This window comes from Paenibacillus antibioticophila, assembly GCF_000455265.1.
In the GTDB taxonomy this organism is placed as follows: Bacteria; Bacillota; Bacilli; order Paenibacillales; family Paenibacillaceae; genus Fontibacillus; species Fontibacillus antibioticophila.
This window is the reverse complement of record NZ_HG005143.1, coordinates 151142-168692: the sequence shown is the minus strand read 5'-3', so window position 1 is coordinate 168692 and position 17551 is coordinate 151142. Positions and strand designations below refer to the sequence as shown.

Annotated in this window: 14 protein-coding genes; 11 read left to right on the top strand and 3 right to left on the bottom strand. The window is 51.0% G+C overall.

Features of this window, described 5'->3' with window-relative positions; translation table 11 throughout:
• The first annotated feature begins 169 nt into the window (after positions 1–169).
• The gene (uxuA, locus tag TX85_RS23500) at positions 170–1252 is read left to right on the top strand and encodes a mannonate dehydratase (RefSeq protein ID WP_044482342.1); all 1083 of its coding nucleotides are present in this window, start codon (positions 170–172) and stop codon (positions 1250–1252) included.
• Complete coding sequence (locus tag TX85_RS23495; RefSeq protein WP_044482341.1) at positions 1253–2863, top strand: mannitol dehydrogenase family protein; 1611 nt, start codon at positions 1253–1255, stop codon at positions 2861–2863.
• 141 nt (positions 2864–3004) lie between these two features.
• Here the strand turns inward: TX85_RS23495 and TX85_RS23490 are convergent, their stop codons facing one another.
• Entirely contained in the window at positions 3005–4420 is a 1416-nt protein-coding gene (locus TX85_RS23490) for an aminotransferase-like domain-containing protein (protein ID WP_044482340.1), read from the bottom strand.
• A gap of 101 nt (positions 4421–4521) precedes the next feature.
• On the opposite strand from TX85_RS23490, the gene TX85_RS23485 reads away from it, so the two are divergent.
• The 4 genes from TX85_RS23485 (at position 4522) to TX85_RS23470 (ending at position 7608) form a co-directional block, all read left to right on the top strand.
• Positions 4522–5139, top strand: coding sequence for a LysE/ArgO family amino acid transporter (locus TX85_RS23485; protein WP_044482339.1), 618 nt, complete (start codon positions 4522–4524; stop codon positions 5137–5139).
• A gap of 72 nt (positions 5140–5211) precedes the next feature.
• Entirely contained in the window at positions 5212–6315 is a 1104-nt protein-coding gene (locus TX85_RS23480) for a PRK06851 family protein (RefSeq protein WP_044482338.1), read from the top strand.
• A 69-nt stretch (positions 6316–6384) separates the two neighbouring features.
• Positions 6385–7224 (top strand): dihydrodipicolinate synthase family protein, encoded by an 840-nt coding sequence (locus tag TX85_RS23475; protein ID WP_044482337.1) that lies wholly within the window; start codon positions 6385–6387, stop codon positions 7222–7224.
• Between the two features lie 12 nt (positions 7225–7236).
• Positions 7237–7608, top strand: a complete 372-nt coding sequence (locus tag TX85_RS23470; protein WP_044482336.1) for an MmcQ/YjbR family DNA-binding protein — start codon at positions 7237–7239, stop codon at positions 7606–7608.
• 112 nt (positions 7609–7720) lie between these two features.
• Here the strand turns inward: TX85_RS23470 and TX85_RS23465 are convergent, their stop codons facing one another.
• Together TX85_RS23465 and TX85_RS23460 are read right to left on the bottom strand one after the other, a co-directional pair.
• Positions 7721–8482: a PIG-L deacetylase family protein gene (locus tag TX85_RS23465; protein ID WP_044482335.1), complete on the bottom strand. Its 762-nt coding sequence runs from the start codon at positions 8480–8482 to the stop codon at positions 7721–7723.
• 67 nt (positions 8483–8549) lie between these two features.
• The gene (locus TX85_RS23460) at positions 8550–9896 is read right to left on the bottom strand and encodes an MFS transporter (protein ID WP_044482334.1); all 1347 of its coding nucleotides are present in this window, start codon (positions 9894–9896) and stop codon (positions 8550–8552) included.
• Between the two features lie 419 nt (positions 9897–10315).
• Between TX85_RS23460 and TX85_RS23455 the strand changes: the two genes are divergently transcribed.
• From TX85_RS23455 to TX85_RS23435, 5 genes are all read left to right on the top strand, one after another.
• Positions 10316–11983: a sensor histidine kinase gene (locus TX85_RS23455; RefSeq protein WP_316244905.1), complete on the top strand. Its 1668-nt coding sequence runs from the start codon at positions 10316–10318 to the stop codon at positions 11981–11983.
• Positions 11984–11987: 4 nt separating this feature from the next.
• Positions 11988–13382 carry a response regulator transcription factor gene (locus TX85_RS23450; RefSeq protein ID WP_044482332.1) on the top strand — a complete coding sequence of 465 codons (1395 nt, stop codon included), beginning with the start codon at positions 11988–11990 and terminating at the stop codon, positions 13380–13382.
• 592 nt (positions 13383–13974) lie between these two features.
• Complete coding sequence (locus TX85_RS23445) at positions 13975–15690, top strand: extracellular solute-binding protein (RefSeq protein ID WP_044482330.1); 1716 nt, start codon at positions 13975–13977, stop codon at positions 15688–15690.
• 65 nt (positions 15691–15755) lie between these two features.
• Positions 15756–16646 (top strand): ABC transporter permease, encoded by an 891-nt coding sequence (locus TX85_RS23440; protein ID WP_044482329.1) that lies wholly within the window; start codon positions 15756–15758, stop codon positions 16644–16646.
• 18 nt (positions 16647–16664) lie between these two features.
• Positions 16665–17549 (top strand): carbohydrate ABC transporter permease, encoded by an 885-nt coding sequence (locus TX85_RS23435; RefSeq protein ID WP_044482328.1) that lies wholly within the window; start codon positions 16665–16667, stop codon positions 17547–17549.
• Positions 17550–17551: the final 2 nt, after the last annotated feature.

The following is a 17551-nucleotide window of genomic DNA, read 5'->3' as shown; positions in this document are numbered from 1 at the left end:
ATACTAGTATACAACTACTTTCAGTTTGAGCAAAGCCTCTAAACCGATGTTAGCTTAAATCGCTGAAAATAAGTGTTAATTTATGCAATTGACAAATGAATGGAACTGCCATATGATCAAGAAAAACTTGTATACAAGATAATCAAATTCACTTTGGGAGGGCTCCGGTATGAACATGACTTGGAGATGGTATGGACAAGATAATGACAACATTACGCTGGATCACATTCGGCAAATTCCAGGGGTGACCGGGATTGTATGGTCCTTGCACGAAAAAGTCGCCGGTGAAGTATGGGAGATGGAGCGAATCCGGGAAGTCGCTGATCAGATTACCGGCAAAGGCTTCAGCACCGCGGTCGTGGAGAGCGTCAACGTTCATGATGATATTAAAATCGGGCTGCCTTCCCGCGATAAATATATCGATATTTATATTGACACCATCCGCAAGCTGGCGACGGTAGGCGTCAAGGTGATCTGCTATAACTTTATGCCTGTATTTGACTGGACGAGAACAGAGCTTTATAAGGAGCTGCCGGACGGATCCAACGCTCTGTTCTATGAAAAGGCTGCTATTTCAGAGAATCCTCGCCAGATGGTCGACAGAATTCTTCAAGGTGCGGGCAGCTTCACCATGCCGGGGTGGGAGCCGGAGCGGTTGGCGAAGCTGGATGAACTATTTGCTGCTTATGCGGATGTGACGGAAGAGAAGCTCTTCGATAATCTGAAATATTTCCTGGAACGGATTATTCCTGTTTGCGAGGAAGTAGATATTAAGATGGCGATTCATCCGGATGATCCGGCTTGGCCGATTTTCGGTTTGCCGCGGATTATCCGCAGCCGGGATACCATCCGCCGCATGCTGGATATGGTGGACAGTCCCTATAATGGTCTGACCTTTTGCACAGGCTCGCTCGGCACGAATCCGGAGAATGATCTCCCGGCCATGATTCGCGAATTCCATGATCGAATTCATTTTGCCCACATCCGCAATGTGAAGGTATTCGATAACGGAGATTTCATCGAGGTTTCGCATCGGGGAAAGGACGGCAGTGTGGATATAGCCGAAGTTGTCAGAGCCTACCACGAGAATGGATTTAAAGGATATGTCCGTCCGGATCACGGTCGTCATCTGTGGGGCGAGGAGAAGAATTGCCGTCCTGGCTACGGGTTGTATGACCGGGCTTTAGGGATTATGTATTTGCTTGGCGTTTGGGATAGCCTGGACAATGTGACCTCCAAAGGGGTGGAGTAAATGCTGCAACTCAACCGGACAGGGCTTGCGGACAGGGCAGCTTGGGAGGCAGCCGGCATCGAATTGCCGCAATTTGATCTTGAGGCCGTCGCGGATCGGACGCGGGCTAAGCCGCAATGGGTGCATTTCGGTGCGGGCAATATTTTTCGTGCCTTTGTAGCCAATGCCCATCAGAAGCTGCTGAATACCGGACGGGCGGATACCGGGATTATTACGGTAAAGACTTACGACTTTGAAAAGGCCGATAAGCTTAACAAGCTGTATGACAATCTGACGCTGCTGGTTCTGATGAATGCGAAGGGCGAGTTCCGGAAAAGTGTGGTTGGAAGCGTCGCGGAAGCGCTTGTAGCGAATAAAGCACGGCCGGAGGATGATCGCCGGCTGATTGAGATCTTCGAGAACCCGAGCCTGCAGATGGTCAGCTTTACGATTACAGAGAAGGGGTATGCCTTGACCGGACCTGACGGCGATTACCTCGATAGGGTCAAGGAGGACTTCAAGAATGGCCCTGAGCAGCCTGTCCATGCCATGGGCATTGCCGCTTCGCTTGCTTATCGCCGTTACTTGAAGGGACAGTATCCATTAACCTTCGTCAGCATGGACAACTGCTCCCATAACGGGGACAAGCTGAAGAACAGCGTGGTGGCTATGGCTCAAGCCTGGGCCGCAAGGGGACTGGTGGAAGCCGGGTTTGTCGACTATCTTCAGGATGAAGCAAAAATTACGTTTCCGCTGTCCATGATCGACAAGATTACGCCGCGTCCTTCGGAGAAGGTTCAGGCGATACTGAGCGAATCCGGCCTGGCTGATATGGAGCTTACGGTGACGTCCAAGCATACGTATACAGCGCCATTCGTAAATGCCGAAGTGAGCGAGTACTTGGTTATTGAAGATAAATTTACGAATGGACGTCCGCCCCTGGAGGAAGCCGGAGTGATTTTTACGGACCGGGACACCGTTAACAAGATCGAGACGATGAAAGTGACCACATGCCTCAATCCGCTGCATACCACGCTTGCCGTTACGGGCTGTCTGCTCGGCTATACGTTGATTGCGGATGAGATGAAGGACCCCGTGCTGCGGCGGTTCGTTGAAATCATCGGCTACGAGGAAGGGCTGCCGGTCGTGGTAGACCCCGGCATTATTAATCCAAGGACATTTCTTGATGAGGTATTGCAGGAGCGGTTCGCGAATCCGTACATTCCGGATACGCCCCAGCGGATTGCCACGGACACCTCGCAAAAGGTAGGTATCCGCTTCGGGGAGACCATCAAGGCTTATGTGCGAAGAGCGGACCTGAACCCTGCCGGTTTAACGGCTATTCCGCTGGCAATTGCTGCCTGGTGCCGTTATTTGCTCGGGGTGGATGATGAGGGGCAGCCGTTTGCGCTTAGTCCGGATCCGCTGCTTGAATCTCTGCAAGATCATCTGCACGGCGTTCGTCTGGGAGATTCGCATGCCCCAGGGGTTCGCCATATTCTAGAAGATGCCCGGCTATTCGGTGTGCAATTATATGAAATTGGCCTTGGCGAGAAGATTGAAGCGATGTTCCATGAAATGCTGTCAGGCCCCGGGGCCGTGCGGCGCACATTGGAGAAGTATGTGAATTAATGGCTTCGACTAAGTTAAATTGATGATTGTATGTGCCGGGGCAACGTGTGAATCGAATATAGCAGAAGCCGCAATGCTGCAGATAGCCTAAGGGTGTCCTGGATCCATCGTCGATGGTGAGGGACACCCTTTTCACTAGAATCAAATCTCGCGATACAGCATCTCCATCCCCTTCCTTAACTCCTCCTCCGAGCTGTAGGCAAAGGATAGCCGAAGATGATGTGCATCCTGTGCTCCGTAAATATAGCCGGGATGAATAAGCACCTTCTTCTTCAGAAGCCGCATGAACAGTTCCTTCGTAATGACAGGTTCATGAAATCTCAACCAGATGTAGAATCCTCCCTGCGGACTTTCCCAGGAAGCTTTGCTCTCAAAATATTGCTTTAGCAAAATCTCCATAAGCTCTGCACGCGACTGCAGCTCAGCTCTTAATCGCCGCACGTGATTTTCATATAAGCCCGTGCGCAGCCAGTGCTCGACAACGAGCTGGGAAAGGGCGCTTGAGCCGTAGTCCATCTGCATTTTAATGTCCGAGATCCGCTGAATGACCGGCGCCGAGGCGATGACCCAGCCAATTCGCAGCCCGGGACTGAGCGTCTTGGACACGCTGCCGATATAGATCACCTGCCCGGAGTGGTCGAGGGATTTCATAGCGGGAGCCGCAGGCTCGAAGCTCAGCTCGAAATAGACGTCATCCTCGATGACGGGGAGCTTTTCTGCTGCACATAACTGGTACAGAGCGTTCTTATCCTCCCAGGTCATACATTCCCCTGTAGGATTATGGAGGGTCGGAATCGTATAAAGGATGGCTTGTCTGCGTCCGCGAACCTTCCGGATATGCTCGGCTGTGTATTGATCAGCTGAAAGTCCGTGCAAATTCATGCCGAAGGATTGAAAGGGCCGCACGGAATTCAAATAAGAATATTCGTGTTGAAGGACTAGCGATCCGGGCTCCAGCAGGCCAAGCGCAATCAGCTGCAAGGCTTGAAGCCCTCCCGAGACAACGCAAATATTTTCGGGCGTGGTAGTGATCCCTCTCTTTTTCACATAGTCGCAGATGGCTTGTCTCAAAGTCTCACTGCCTTGAGGAGAAGAATATCCGAGTGTCTTTCCGTCCAGAGGCAACGAGCCGAGCGAGGCTTGAATCTCGTTAACCGGGAGCAGGGAAGGACTCAGCTCGCCTGTTCCTAATCGAATTACGGAAGCGTCCTGCTCGAATTCATTGATCAGCTGGATGGTCTGGTAATTGGATTTATGAATGCTTGCTTCGATATATTGCTGCCAATTCGGCAGCCTTTGCTTGACGAGAAGATGCCAGGAATCGTTCGCGACGAAGGTAGCCGATCCTGTCCGGGAACTCAGCAATCCGTCCGCCTTCAACTCGTCAACCGCTTCTTGAAGTGTACTGCGATTGACGCCTAACGATAGCGCCAGCTTGCGCTGCGGAGGCAGCCTGGTTCCCGCCGGCCATTCCCCGCTTTGAATTTGTCCAATCATCCAATCCTTGATTTGAGCAGCTAAGCTTAGATGCAGCGAGCGGTCAGGCTGCCAGCTCATAGCGATCCCTCCTTGCATAATTGGCTGGGTAATTACCCATCCAATTGGACCTGTTCTCTATTTATATCATGACTATGATAGAGAAGGAAGGAGTTGAAGGTATGGAACCAGTATTCCATGGCATTATTTTAGCGCTGGGGCTGATTTTACCTTTAGGTGTGCAAAATGTGTTTGTATTCTCGCAAGGCATCACGCAACCCAAGCTGATCAAGGCATTCCCGGCGATGATAGCCGCAGCGGTCTGTGATACGGTATTAATTGTCCTGTCTGTTATGGGACTGTCTCTTGTAGTGATGCAGTTTGAGTGGCTCAGGCTTATGCTGCTTATCGGCGGAATTATATTTCTGCTCTATATGGGGACAATGATTTGGAGCTCGAATGCGGTGACAGGTCTGGATGATAAAGAGGCGCTGCCGCTAAAGAAGCAGATTTTATTTGCCTGCTCCGTCTCGATCTTGAATCCGCATGCACTGCTGGATACGGTTGGCGTCATCGGAACAAGCGCAGTCCAATACAGCGGTCAGGCCCAAGTGTCCTTTATGCTGGCATGCATAGCCGTCTCCTGGCTCTGGTTTCTTGGACTCATTATGACGGGGGCTGCGTTCAAGAAGATGAATCTCCCTTACAGCGTATTTGTACTGTTCAACAAGTGCTCTGCCGTCTTTATCTGGGGGACGGCGCTGTATCTGCTGGTATCGGCCGTGGGCATCTCCTCTTAGGCACCTACCCAATACCTGACGCATATTGTAAGGTGACAGTATTCAGGGAAGAATCGGAAAGGAAGTGGATGTGTGACTGCAAGAGAATTGAGATATTTTGCCGGCGGGAATACGGCCAGGGGCTTTTACTCTTTGTTTGAATCCAATCTGAAGGATCTCCAGCGTTTATTCATTTTGAAAGGAGGTCCCGGCACCGGGAAGTCCACGCTGATGAAGAGCATTGGCAAGGAGTGGCATGAGCGGGGCTACGATGTTGAACTGGTCCATTGCTCCTCCGACGCCGAATCTCTCGACGCGGTGATCATTCCGGCATTGGGAGCCGGCGTAGTGGATGGTACGGCACCTCATGTGATCGAGCCAAAGGCTCCGGGAGCCGTTGAAGAGTATGTAAATCTTGGAGAAGCATGGGATTCCCGTGCTCTGATCGGACAAAAGGAACAGATTTTTCTGATCAATCAAAAGGTTGCCGATGCCTATGCTGCAGCTTACAGCAAGTTTGCCGAGGCGCTCCGAATTCATGACCAATGGGAGCGGATTTATTATGCCCAGATGGATTTTGAGCAGGCGGATCAATTGACCAGCCGTATGCTGCAGCAATTGTTCGGAGATCATCGGCTTGAGAAGCGCTCGATCGTCAAGCATCGGTTTCTGGGGGCGGCTACGCCTGCCGGAGCGATTGACTTTGTGCCGAATCTGACGGAGGGCCTGACGCGCCGTTACTTTATAAAGGGCCGGGCAGGCACCGGCAAATCGACCATGCTGAAGAAGATTGCAGCTGAGGCGGAGAACCGCGGCTTTGACGTTGAAATCTATCATTGCGGATTTGATCCGAACAGCCTGGATATGGTTATTGTCCGCGAGCTGAATTTCGCGATTTTTGACAGCACCAGTCCGCATGAATACTTCCCGGAGCGGGAAGGAGATGAGGTCATTGATACTTATGCTGCCAGCGTGAAGCCGGGAACGGATGAACGTTATGCGGAGCAGCTTGCAGAAGTGAGCTCCCGGTATAAGGAGAGCATGAAGGACGCTATAAGCCGTCTGGCGGAAGCGAAGCGGTACCGCGACGAGCTGGAGGGGATTTATGTGTCTGCGATGGACTTCTCCAAAGTCGATCTGTTGGGCAATAGACTCCGGGAGGAATTGGCGGCTTGGGCTGACGGGTTGCTCTCCTGACACTCTTTCCGTCTCCTCCAAATTCTGATATGTTGAAGAAGAACATGTTAGAGATGAAGGAGGCGGGCCATGCTTAAAGCAACGGTGCATATCGCAGTTCCAACGGCTTTTAATCAGGATGAATCGTTAAATGTGGAGGCGACGCTCGCGCATATCCATGATTTGCATCGTCAAGGTGCTCAGTCTGTGCTTGTTAGCGGTTCAACAGGAGAGCAGCATAGTATGAATCTTGAAGAGAAGCTGATGCTGCTTCAAGCCGTGACGGAGGACAAGAAGCTGTGTGGTCATATGGAGATCATCTTTGGGGTTGCCTCCATCCGGGAGACCGAAGCTGTGAAGCTGGCGGCAGCGATCCGGGGCACGGGAGTGGCTGGAATTCTATTAGGCTACCCGCCCTATATTCTTCCTTCTCAAGCGGAAGCGGTGCGATATTCAGAGAAGATCGCGGAAGCGAGCAATAAGCCGGTGATCCTCTATAACAATCCCAGAAGAACCGGATTTGATCTGTCCGTGGATGCTATTTTGCAATTAAGCCGCTTGGAACAGGTAATTGGGATAAAAGAAGCAGGCGATCCGTCGAAGGTCGAGTTTTTACGAAGCAAGATCGATAAGGAGTTTTACTATTATGCCGGCGGGGATACGGGCTTGGAGGATAAGGTTAAGCTCGGATTTAATCGGCTGTCCTCTATGGCGGGTAATGTGTATCCTGTTGAAATAGCAAATTGGTTTGGAAAGCTGCTTTCCGGCGAGCCCGTTACCCAGGCTGAGAGAGAGCAAATGAGCAAGCGGATTGATGAGGTCTTTTCAGGAGCTCCACTCCTTCGTTTGAAGGCAGCCATCCAGTCCAAGGGCATTTCTATGGGGATTTGCCGCAGTCCGTTAGGCAACAGTGTCGACAACATCCTTTAAGGAGTGGTTCTTTTGCTAGAGCAGCTGACAGGTTATGGTCTTTCGAAAAAAGGAGCTGTCGAGGATTATCCGTTTGGTCCTGAAACGCTAGTATTGAAGGTTGGCGGCAAGATGTTTGCGCTGCTGAGCCAGACTGATGCTGGCGAGACCCATATATCCTTAAAATGCGATCCTGTGATTGCCGCGAATTTGCGGGAGCAGCATCCTTGCGTTCAGCCGGGATACCATTTAAACAAGACGCACTGGAATACCGTAGTGGCGGACGGAAGTCTGCCCATGAGTGATCTGCAGGACATGATCGATCATTCCTATGAACTGGTGCTCAACTCGCTGACAAAAGCGGCGCGAGAGGCTGTCTTGCTTCGCATCGATGGTAAAGCCTGAAGCAATGATGGTCTGCCGGGATAAATACCGGGAAGAAATAAGGTTCATATCTATGAAAAGCAAGACGCCGTATTCTGTCTGCCGTCAAGACGGGATACGGCGTCGTTTGCATTTAGATGTGCTCTGCATTGACGAAGCAGTGCAGGTGAAGCGGGGACAGCACCTTTAACCCTTCGCCGATTTCAAAATCCCGGTCAGCCGCCAGTTGTTGTCCTAATTCCTTGAAATAAATATAGTAAAGGCCAAGCATTTCTTCCGACAATTGGCTTTTATGCAGACGCATAGCATCGAATTTCTGCTCGTAATACGGGGTAATGTCAATAACGGTATTCGGTTTGGAAGTGAAGTAGAAGCCGATGGCGGCGGGCTGCCATGGCGTTGTCTGCGTGCCCTTTGGATAGGAAGGCAGAGAGCTGCTAATGACTGCGTGTGCCGCCGCTCTTCCGGTGACGATATGATCATAGTGCGCTTCGTAATTCAACCAAGGATCCGGACAGAATACCGCTTCCGGCTGAACCTGACGGATGACCTCGGCTATTTTTTGAGAGAGTGAGGGGATGTCCTGAAGGGTTCCGTCCTCATAGCCAAGTGTATAAAAGAAGGATGCCCCCAGATGTCTGCCCGCTAATTCCGTCTCTTGTACTCTTGCTTCGGCAATCTGTTCATGAGACAAGCTAGCGTCCAGTGCGCCGAGATCGCCGTTTGTGATCGTCAAATAGTGGATCTCACAGCCCCTTGCAGCGTAGCTGGCGATAATTCCCCCCATGCCAATTTCATTATCGTCGGGATGAGGCTGAATGCACAGGATTTTCCGGCAGTCGGCAATGTCAGGCGGCGCCAATAGCTTGTTGATTTCGTTCAGCGATGAGTTCATCGTAAGATCGCTCCTTTGTATGGAAATGGGTGGATGGAACGTACAATTCTCATGACATGCTCATGGATCACCCTGAAAGGGTAGTTCTCCTTCTCTCCAACTCGTCCTGGACATGGATGCGTTGCTGCTCGGTAATTCCATAGAACAGTACAGGAATAATGGCGGCGGCAAAGCACAGGGCGGGGAGCATCAGCATCATGAAGCTGAGTCCGTTTTGCAGCTGTGCGGTAACGGGCTGATTTTCCACATAATGCAGCAGACCCAGGCCTGCGCCGATCATCATCCGTGACACAGCCCCGCTAAATTTAGAGATGAAGGTATTGGTCGAGAAGACGATGCCCTCGCCGCGAAAGCCGAGTCTCCATTCGGAATAATCAATCGTATCAAGCAGCATGGAGGTGCTGACCACGGTCGCCATTCCGCAAAAGAAGAAGTTGAAGCCGAGCATAATCAGAATAAGAACGGGATTCTGCTGACCTAACAAAAATGTGATCGTACATGAAAGACAACCGAAAAGACAAGAGAAAATATATAGTCTTTTTTTAGGAAAACGATGAAGCAGCTTCGGTGTAGCTCCCATCCCCAGAATCATTCCAACCACCAGACTAATACCGATTTTCATTACAAAGCCGGCATCCTGCCACACATAAATAACGTAATACAGCTGAATCCCTTGCATTAAATTAATGACTAGATTCATAACGAGCAGGGAGAAGAGCAGGACAAGCAGAGGTTTGTTCTTATAGACGGTCTGAATATTACGGCGAAAAGAGATGCGTTCCACCGGAGGGGCAATCCGCTCTCTGGAAGTATAGCCGGTAAGAAAGATCAGGACTGCCGCGATAACGCCGATAAGGATGGCAGAGAGTAAATAAGCGCGCGAGTTCCGTTCCCCGCCAAAAGAAAGCAGGAGCTGGATCCCGCCAATCGTGATCACGACAACCCCGAGCATCCCGCCGATTTTGCCCAGAGTCACCAACAGATTCCGCTCTTTAGGCGCCGTGGAGATCACGGAGGATAAAGCCCATAATGGGGTGTCGCAGACGGTGTAGAGCATGCCCCAGAGCAAATAAGCCGCTGCGGAAATTGCGAGTGTAGCGCCAGGCGAAGCACCGAAGTCCCAGAAACAAAGGACGGTTGCCGCAGCAATCAGCCAGGGGGCGAACAGCAGGTAAGGGCGGAATTTTCCCCATCGGCTTCGCGTTTTGTCGGCAATCATGCCCATCACCGGGTCCAGACAGGCATCGACGATGCTGGCAACGACGAGAATGAGACTGGCGGTGGTAGCCTTTATGCCGAGCAGGTCGGTGTAGAAGAAGAGGATATAGGCGGACATGAAGCTGTAAAGCATGTTTTGCCCGAGCAAACCGCCGGAATAGAATACTTTCTCGCGTGCCGGGACCCTTTCCTCCATGATCTCAGATCACTCCTTGTTTTTGTCTGATATATACCTCGATCTGGAAGGAATGTCAAACGGTTCTTTCCTGCTAAATCTTCTACCCTGATCTCGGTGAACTTTCCCCCCTGCTGGATCGTATTTCACGCTATGATGTATAAATGGGGGCTCTCCAGGCTCCTGAATCTTACAGAGGTAGTTCAAAAAGTCACCTTTTGATCACGAAGTATTGCAAGGAGTCATGTAGGTTCTGCCTACACTCCGTTCCTCCTTCTTCGGGTTCTCGCAACCTTCTCGGTGCTGAAAACCTGACTTTTTGAACTCGCATTTATGGGGGAAGTAATCAGGAAAGGGTGAAGCTTACGGACAGAATCCTTAGGCGGCTGAAAAATATAACATTCAAAAACCGGATCATCTTCATCTTTCTTATCAGCAGTTTGGCGCCGTTCATCTGCCTTGGCTTCATCTCTTTTTATACGATTGACTCGATTATCGGCAATAAAGTGGAGAGTGCCTTGCAGAGTAATCTGAAGCAGGATTTGATGACTCTTGAGAATGCGCTGAGCAATATGAGCCATGTCTCCCAGCAGCTTGCATACGGGGTCGGAACGAACCGGCTGTTCGAGCAGCTTGCGGCCGGGCAGGAGCCCTACGAGCGGTTGAGGCTTGCTAACGAGCTGCGCAGCGAGCTGAATATCATTACCTTTTCTAATCCCAACGTGGGCTTGGTGCTGTATTATTATCCCGATAAACAAGCCTATCAATATGAGAACTTCAGGGTACGAGGGAGCTTTGAGCCTGACAGTCTGCCGGTGCTGTCCACGTATCCGGAGATCACCTACTTCGGCCCGCACACCAGTTATAATGGCTCGATTAACCAATATGTCTTCAGCATCATGCGCAAGGTGAATCTTCCGGATCAGAATGTTTACCTTTATATTGAATCCGGACGTAATGCGCTTAAGTCGTTGTTCGCGCCGCAGAATCAGAAGGACAGCTCCCGAAGACTGCTGCTTCTTAACGATGATGGTGAAATCGCTTTCAGTGAGGTACCGGATAAATTCCCGGTGAACACGATGTTTCCCGGGGGGAATCCCGAGACGACCTCCGGTTACTCCGGTAAGTACTTCTGGAACCGGGAGATCAGCAATCAGGGCTGGAGTATCGTATCCGTCTTGCCCGAGCATGAGCTGAAGCAGGAGCGGAACCGCTGGCTGATTCAGATTACCGGCATCTTTCTCATTTTTCTTCTGGTGACGGTACTTATGGCCTGGGTGTTATGGAAGATGGTCTACCGGCCGCTGGATAAATTCCACCGGGAGATTAAGTCGTTAATACATTCCGATGTAACGGTACAGACGGAGCAGACGTTTATCCCGGAATTCGACTATTTGCTCTATCAGACCCGCAGCATGAAGGGGAAAATATGGGCTCTTTATAATGAAATCGAGCAGAAGGAAAAGCGAAGGGCTGATCTTGAGGTAGAGAAGCTGCTCTACCAGATCAATCCTCATTTTCTGATGAACACGCTGGATACGGTGCACTGGCTCGCACTTATGAATGGCCAGACGGAGATCGACAAGCTGGTGCTCAGTTTGAACAAGCTGCTCTATTATAATTTGGGCAAAATGGGAGAGGCCTCGACGATCGGAGACGAGATAGAGGCGCTTAAGGAGTATTTACAGCTTCAGCAGATCCGGTACGACTTCCAGTTCGATGTGGACCTGGATATTGATGAGCAGTGTCTGGCTTTGCCTAGCCCGCGCTTTTTATTGCAGCCTTTGGTTGAGAACGCCTTATATCACGGGGTTAGCGATGATGGATATATCAATGTCAGCGCAAGGCTGCAAGGGGATGTCCTCGTCATTGTCATTCAGGATAACGGGGAAGGCATGACTCCCGAGAAGATAGCCAGTCTGTTGCATGACGACAGCAAGGAAAGTCATAAGGTCGGGATGGGGATCGGCATGAAATATGTGAAGAGAATTTTGAGAGCCAATTACGGCGATTCGGCAGGGTTGTTCATCAAGAGCGACCTGGGCAAAGGAACGGTAGTTACACTTCGGCTTCCGATCAACGGCAGGGAACAGAACGGGGGTGACTGACAGGATGATCAGGGTCCTGATTGTAGATGATGACAAGCTGGTTCGGAAGGGACTTATCTCCGCGATGCCCTGGCACCAATTTGAGATGGAGGTTGTCGGAGAAGCCAACAATGGCGAGAACGCTTTGAAATTCATGGAATCCAATCCGGTGGATCTTTTGATGACCGATCTTTCCATGCCGGTGATGTCAGGGATTGAGCTGATGAGAATCGTCCGGGAGCGCTACCGTCAAGTCAGGATTGTCGTCCTGACGCTCCATCAAGACTTCGAATACATTCAAGAAGCGCTGAGGCTCGGGGCGATTGATTACATTGCAAAAATTCAGTTGGAGAAGGAGCAGTTCGAGGAGGTGCTAGGCCGGGTCAGCCGGTTGATGAAGCAGAAGGAATCAGGTTCAACCAGGCCGGATCCGGATAGCAGTTGGGAGAGGGAAGGCATAACTACCCTGCAGCTCTGCTATACTCTAAATTCATCCGGGGATGTGGCGGAGTCAGGCCAGGTGCCGCCCTCCGCTGTTGAAGCGGAGCCCGGGGTCTGGTATTGGCATGCTGAGGAAGCTGAGGACGGGAATACGGATGCTGATGCGGAATATCAGCCTGGACCCGGTGTGGCCCGGGTCACGCTGACCGGGCTGGAGGGGCTCGATCGCAAGACGATTCTTCAGGTCATTCGTTCCTATAAGAAGCACGACTTGTTCTATGACTATGAACCCTTCTCCCCGGTGCGTTATGTGGATGCAAGGGAACTGGTGAATCGGGATTCCGCGGAGCAGAGTCCTTCCATGGATTCCATCAGAGACCGTTGGAGCGGAACGGAATGGATTTATGAGGACCAGCTATTTTATAAGCTGTTGCTGGAATTGAAGGGAATGAGACTCCCGTCGGTGCGATTGATCCGGATTTTCATTTCACTCTCGGATGAATGGAACCGGCTGTACAGGCCAACCTTGGAGGAACCCATCACGATGGAGGATTACTATCCTAGCTGGTATAGCTTTGAATTGTGGCTGGCAGGGGCACGGGATCAGATTCGGCTGGCAGGAGCGAAACAGCAAATTTCGCTTGAGATCCGCAGCAGCCTGGATAAAGCGATGAATCTTGCGCGTCAGAATCTGAGCCAATCGATCTCCACCGGTGAGATCGCTCAGTTGGTGAATATGAGCAGCAGCTATTTCAGCCAATGCTTCAAGCAGTACACGGGCCAGTCCTTTGCGGATTACGTCCGTGTCACTCGCATGGAGCAGGCGAAGAGCTTGCTGCGTAATACGTCCCGAACAATTCAATGGATTGCTGAGCAATGCGGTTATAACGATGAGAAATATTTCAGCCGGTTATTCCGCGAGCAGGTCGGCCTGCTGCCCAGCGAATACAGGCAGCAGGCTTCTTCCTCCGGGCAATAGGCCAAGGGTAGAGAGGCGCACGAAATGTAGGTAGACATTTCGTGCGCCTTTTTTTCTCCTATATTGAGAGACGAATAACGCGCGCGGAGCTTTTTTGCAGCGATAGAGCGCTGATAGAGCGCTTGAACAGGGATGGATGCGGGCAGGCGCAACAAGGCAATAAGGCTTTGTATGATTTTTCGTGCAAATCTAGCGTGATTAGCTCTTACCTGAGGGAATTTGTACGGTTTTTCGCACAAAACTTGCACGTATCGGCCATGCATAAAGGAATTTGTATGGTTTTTCGTACAAAGGGCACCGACAAGGCCCTTTTGACGAAGGCTTTTATACGAAATTCCGCACAAAATCAGCGTATTCCAGCGTAAGCGGAACTCATCTCCTGTCAACCTGGACTTGGTGTTCTATCAACGGGTTGAAGGTATTTTGTCACACAGGACGAGGTATGAAATCTATCGCCAGTATCCGCAGAGTTGAGTCCAATTAGCGTCAAATTCTCTACCCTGATCAACGAAAGCTCTCTATCCCTCGCATCGATAAGCCCGTGCTATAGTGAAGTCGTCACAAGAAGTAACCATCCTAAAGGGGGAGCAAAATGAAAAAGCATTTGTTATTATTGCTTTCGGTCATTCTCGTAGCGATGAGCCTGTCCGCTTGCGGCGGCGGTAATAAGAATGCCGGGGGCAACGCCTCGAACAGTCCCGATGCATCGGGCGGCAATAGCGGAACGAACACGCCGGTGGTGGAAGAAGTGGCGGACCCGTTCGCGAAGTTCGACGAGCCTACCGAGATTTCCGTCGGCCGGGGCATCGACCCGAACTACAAGTTTGACGGCACAGATACGTCAGAGGACAACGTCTACACCCGCTGGCTCAAAGACAAATACAATATCGTCGTCAAGCATGCCTGGGAAGCGGCTAACGGCACCGATTACCAGCAAAAGGTCAGTCTGGCGATCTCCAGTAACGATTTGCCGGATGCAATGATCGTCAACGAAACTCAGCTGAGACAAATGGTGAAAGCCGGGCAACTGGCCGACCTGAAGGAAGTCTATGAGAAATACGCGAGCCCGGCTTTGAAAGCGGTTTACGACTCCAACCCCGGGCTGCTGGACAGCGTCACCTTTGACGGCAAGCTGTATGCCCTTCCGGAGACGACGCTTCCTTCCGCTCCGCTGACCTGGATCCGTAAGGACTGGCTCGACCAGCTGGGCCTGGAGCCGCCGAAGACGCTCGAGGACATTGAGAAAATCGCCCAATCGTTCATCGATAATAAAATGGGCGGTGAAAATTCGATCGGCATAGTCGGCACGCAGCAAGGCGGAACACTCTATTCTACCTTTTTGAACTCGACGGATCATTGGTATAACTTCTCCTCGATCTTCTTTGCCAACGGCGCCTATCCGGGGATTTGGGTGAAGGATGCAGACGGCAATGCCGTGTACGGCTCCACAACACCAGAGACGAAGGAGACGCTTGCCCTGATGAGAGATTGGTATGCCAAGGGCATTCTTGATAAAGAGCTGGGCGTACGCAAGAGCACAGGCGAGGTTGTGGCAAGCGGCCAGACCGGTATTTTCTTCGGGCCTTGGTGGTCCGCCTATAACAACATTCCTGACAATATCAAGAACGATCCGAAGGCCAACTGGAGAGCCTATGCCGCTCCTCTCGATGCTTCCGGCAAGTTTAATTCCAACTCGGCCACAGGCAGCAGCTATCTCGTAGTCAGCAAGAATTACAAGCATCCTGAGACCGTCATCAAGATGACGACACTCCATCAATGGGGCAAGGATGAAGAATATCAGACCCTGACCGCAGGCAAACAAATGACCTCGCAAGAGGTGCCGTTGTTCCTGATTCTGGGTGCCGGTGACCAGCTTGAGTATGCTGTGAACTCGCTTCGCGACTACCTTGCAGGCAAAATGACCTTGGAAGACTTCGACAATAACAACTATGGCTGGGCCTATGAAATGGCGAACCATGCTCTGAATGTCAAGAAAGATCCGATGGATAACTATGATATCGAATACTGGGATCAAGAGACCGATGCCGGATTCTTCACTCACCTGTACGCCCACTTGAATGGCGGTTCCGCCTTCGTGGATGCCGATATCAACTGGGTACGCAGTATCGCCACGGCTCAGACCAAGACGATGGAGTCCAGATGGACCAACCTGAAAAAGCTCGAGGACGAGACATTCCTGAAGATTATTATGGGCAGTACCGATCTGGATTCGTTCGATACCTTTGTGGAGAAATGGAAGGATCAAGGCGGCGACAAAATCACTGAAGAAGTGAATGAACTTAAATAGGTTGATTCTTCGTCAAGACGGGTACCTGGTACTCGTCTTGACATCCTAATAAGGAGATATGAAGCATGCTGAACAAAGGCTTTAACAGACATTATTATCTGATGCTGCTGCCGGGTCTGATCTGGCTTTTCTTTTACAATCTGCTGCCCATGTACGGCATTCTGACGGCGTTCAAGGAATTTAATCCGGGACTTGGCATTCTGAAGTCGCCTTGGGTCGGGCTGGAGAATTTTCAGTATATGTTCGAGCTTGACGATAGCAAGCTGATTTTCAGAAATACGATCCTGATCGCCTTTTCGAAAATGGTAGGCAACCTGCTCGTTCCGCTCGCCTTTGCGCTGATGCTGAATGAAGTGAAGCATAAGCTATTTACCCGGACGGTGCAGACTGCGGTGTATTTGCCCCACTTCCTCTCCTGGGTCATCGTGGCCGGAATGATGCTGGATATTTTCTCTTATAACGGCCCGGTTAACTCGCTGTTGGAAGTGTTAGGCGTACAGCCGATGATGTTCTTCACAAATGAAAGACTGTTTCCGGCCCTCCTGGTAGGAAGCGATGTGTGGAAGGAATTCGGGTTCAATGCGATCATTTTCTTCTCGGCGCTGACCTCGATCAATCCGGAAATGTACGAGGCGGCCGCCATCGACGGGGCTTCTCAATGGAAGCGGCTGACGAAGATTACGATCCCGAGCATTTTGCCGGTTGCCGTTCTGCTCGCTACGCTGAGTCTCGGCAACATTCTGAATGCCGGATTCGACCAGATTTTCAACCTCTACAACCCGTCCGTCTATTCGACAGGAGACATTATCGACACCTGGGTGTATCGTGCTGGCCTGATCGATATGCAATACGGGCTTGCCACCGCAGTAGGCTTGCTGAAATCGGTGGTCGGATTTGTTCTGATAACAGTCTCTTACAGTCTGGCGTACCGGTTCGCCAACTACCGGATTTTTTAAGACAAAGGATGAAGTCATATGGTTACCGAACGTTCGGCGTTATCCCGATTGTTTAACGGCTTGAATGTCGTTGTATTGATTCTGACCATGCTGCTGTGCCTCTTGCCGGTGTGGTATACCCTGTCCATCTCACTCAGCGACAAAGCTGCGGCTGCGGCAGGGACTGTATTTTTATGGCCCAAGGGCTTTACCTTTGATTCGTACAGAACCATTGTGAATGACAGCCAGTTTCTGAGGTCCTTCTTCATCTCGGTGCAACGGGTCGCTTATGGCTCGGCCATCTCGTTCTTTGCGATTCTGTTAATGTCGTATCCGCTTTCGAAGACGTCGAAGGAATTCCGCCCGCGAAACATCATCATGTGGCTGCTGATCTTCGTCATGCTGTTTAACGGCGGACTTGTTCCATGGTATTTGACGATGAAATCACTGGGCATGATCAACAGCATCTGGGGGCTTGTATTAGGCGGAGGATTACCGGTCTTTAACGTCATTCTGGTCATGAACTACATCCGAAATATGCCCAAGGAGCTGGAGGAATCAGCCTTGATCGACGGCGCAGGGCCTTGGCGGATCCTGTTCAGCATTTTGCTGCCGCTGGCAATGCCGGTGCTGGCTACGGTGCTGGTATTCACCATCGTGTATCACTGGAATGAATTTTTCCAAGGGCTCGTGCTGATGAACAAGGCGGATCATTACCCGCTGCAATCCTATATCCGGCAGGTAGCTGTCGTCATCGACCCGACCAAGATGGATGAGGAATCGGTGAAACGGATGTCCAACCTATCGAACCAGACCTTGAATGCGGCGAAAATCTTTATTTCCATGCTGCCGCTGCTGGTCATCTATCCGTTCCTGCAAAAATATTTCGTGAAAGGCATCACGCTCGGATCGGTCAAGGGTTGAGT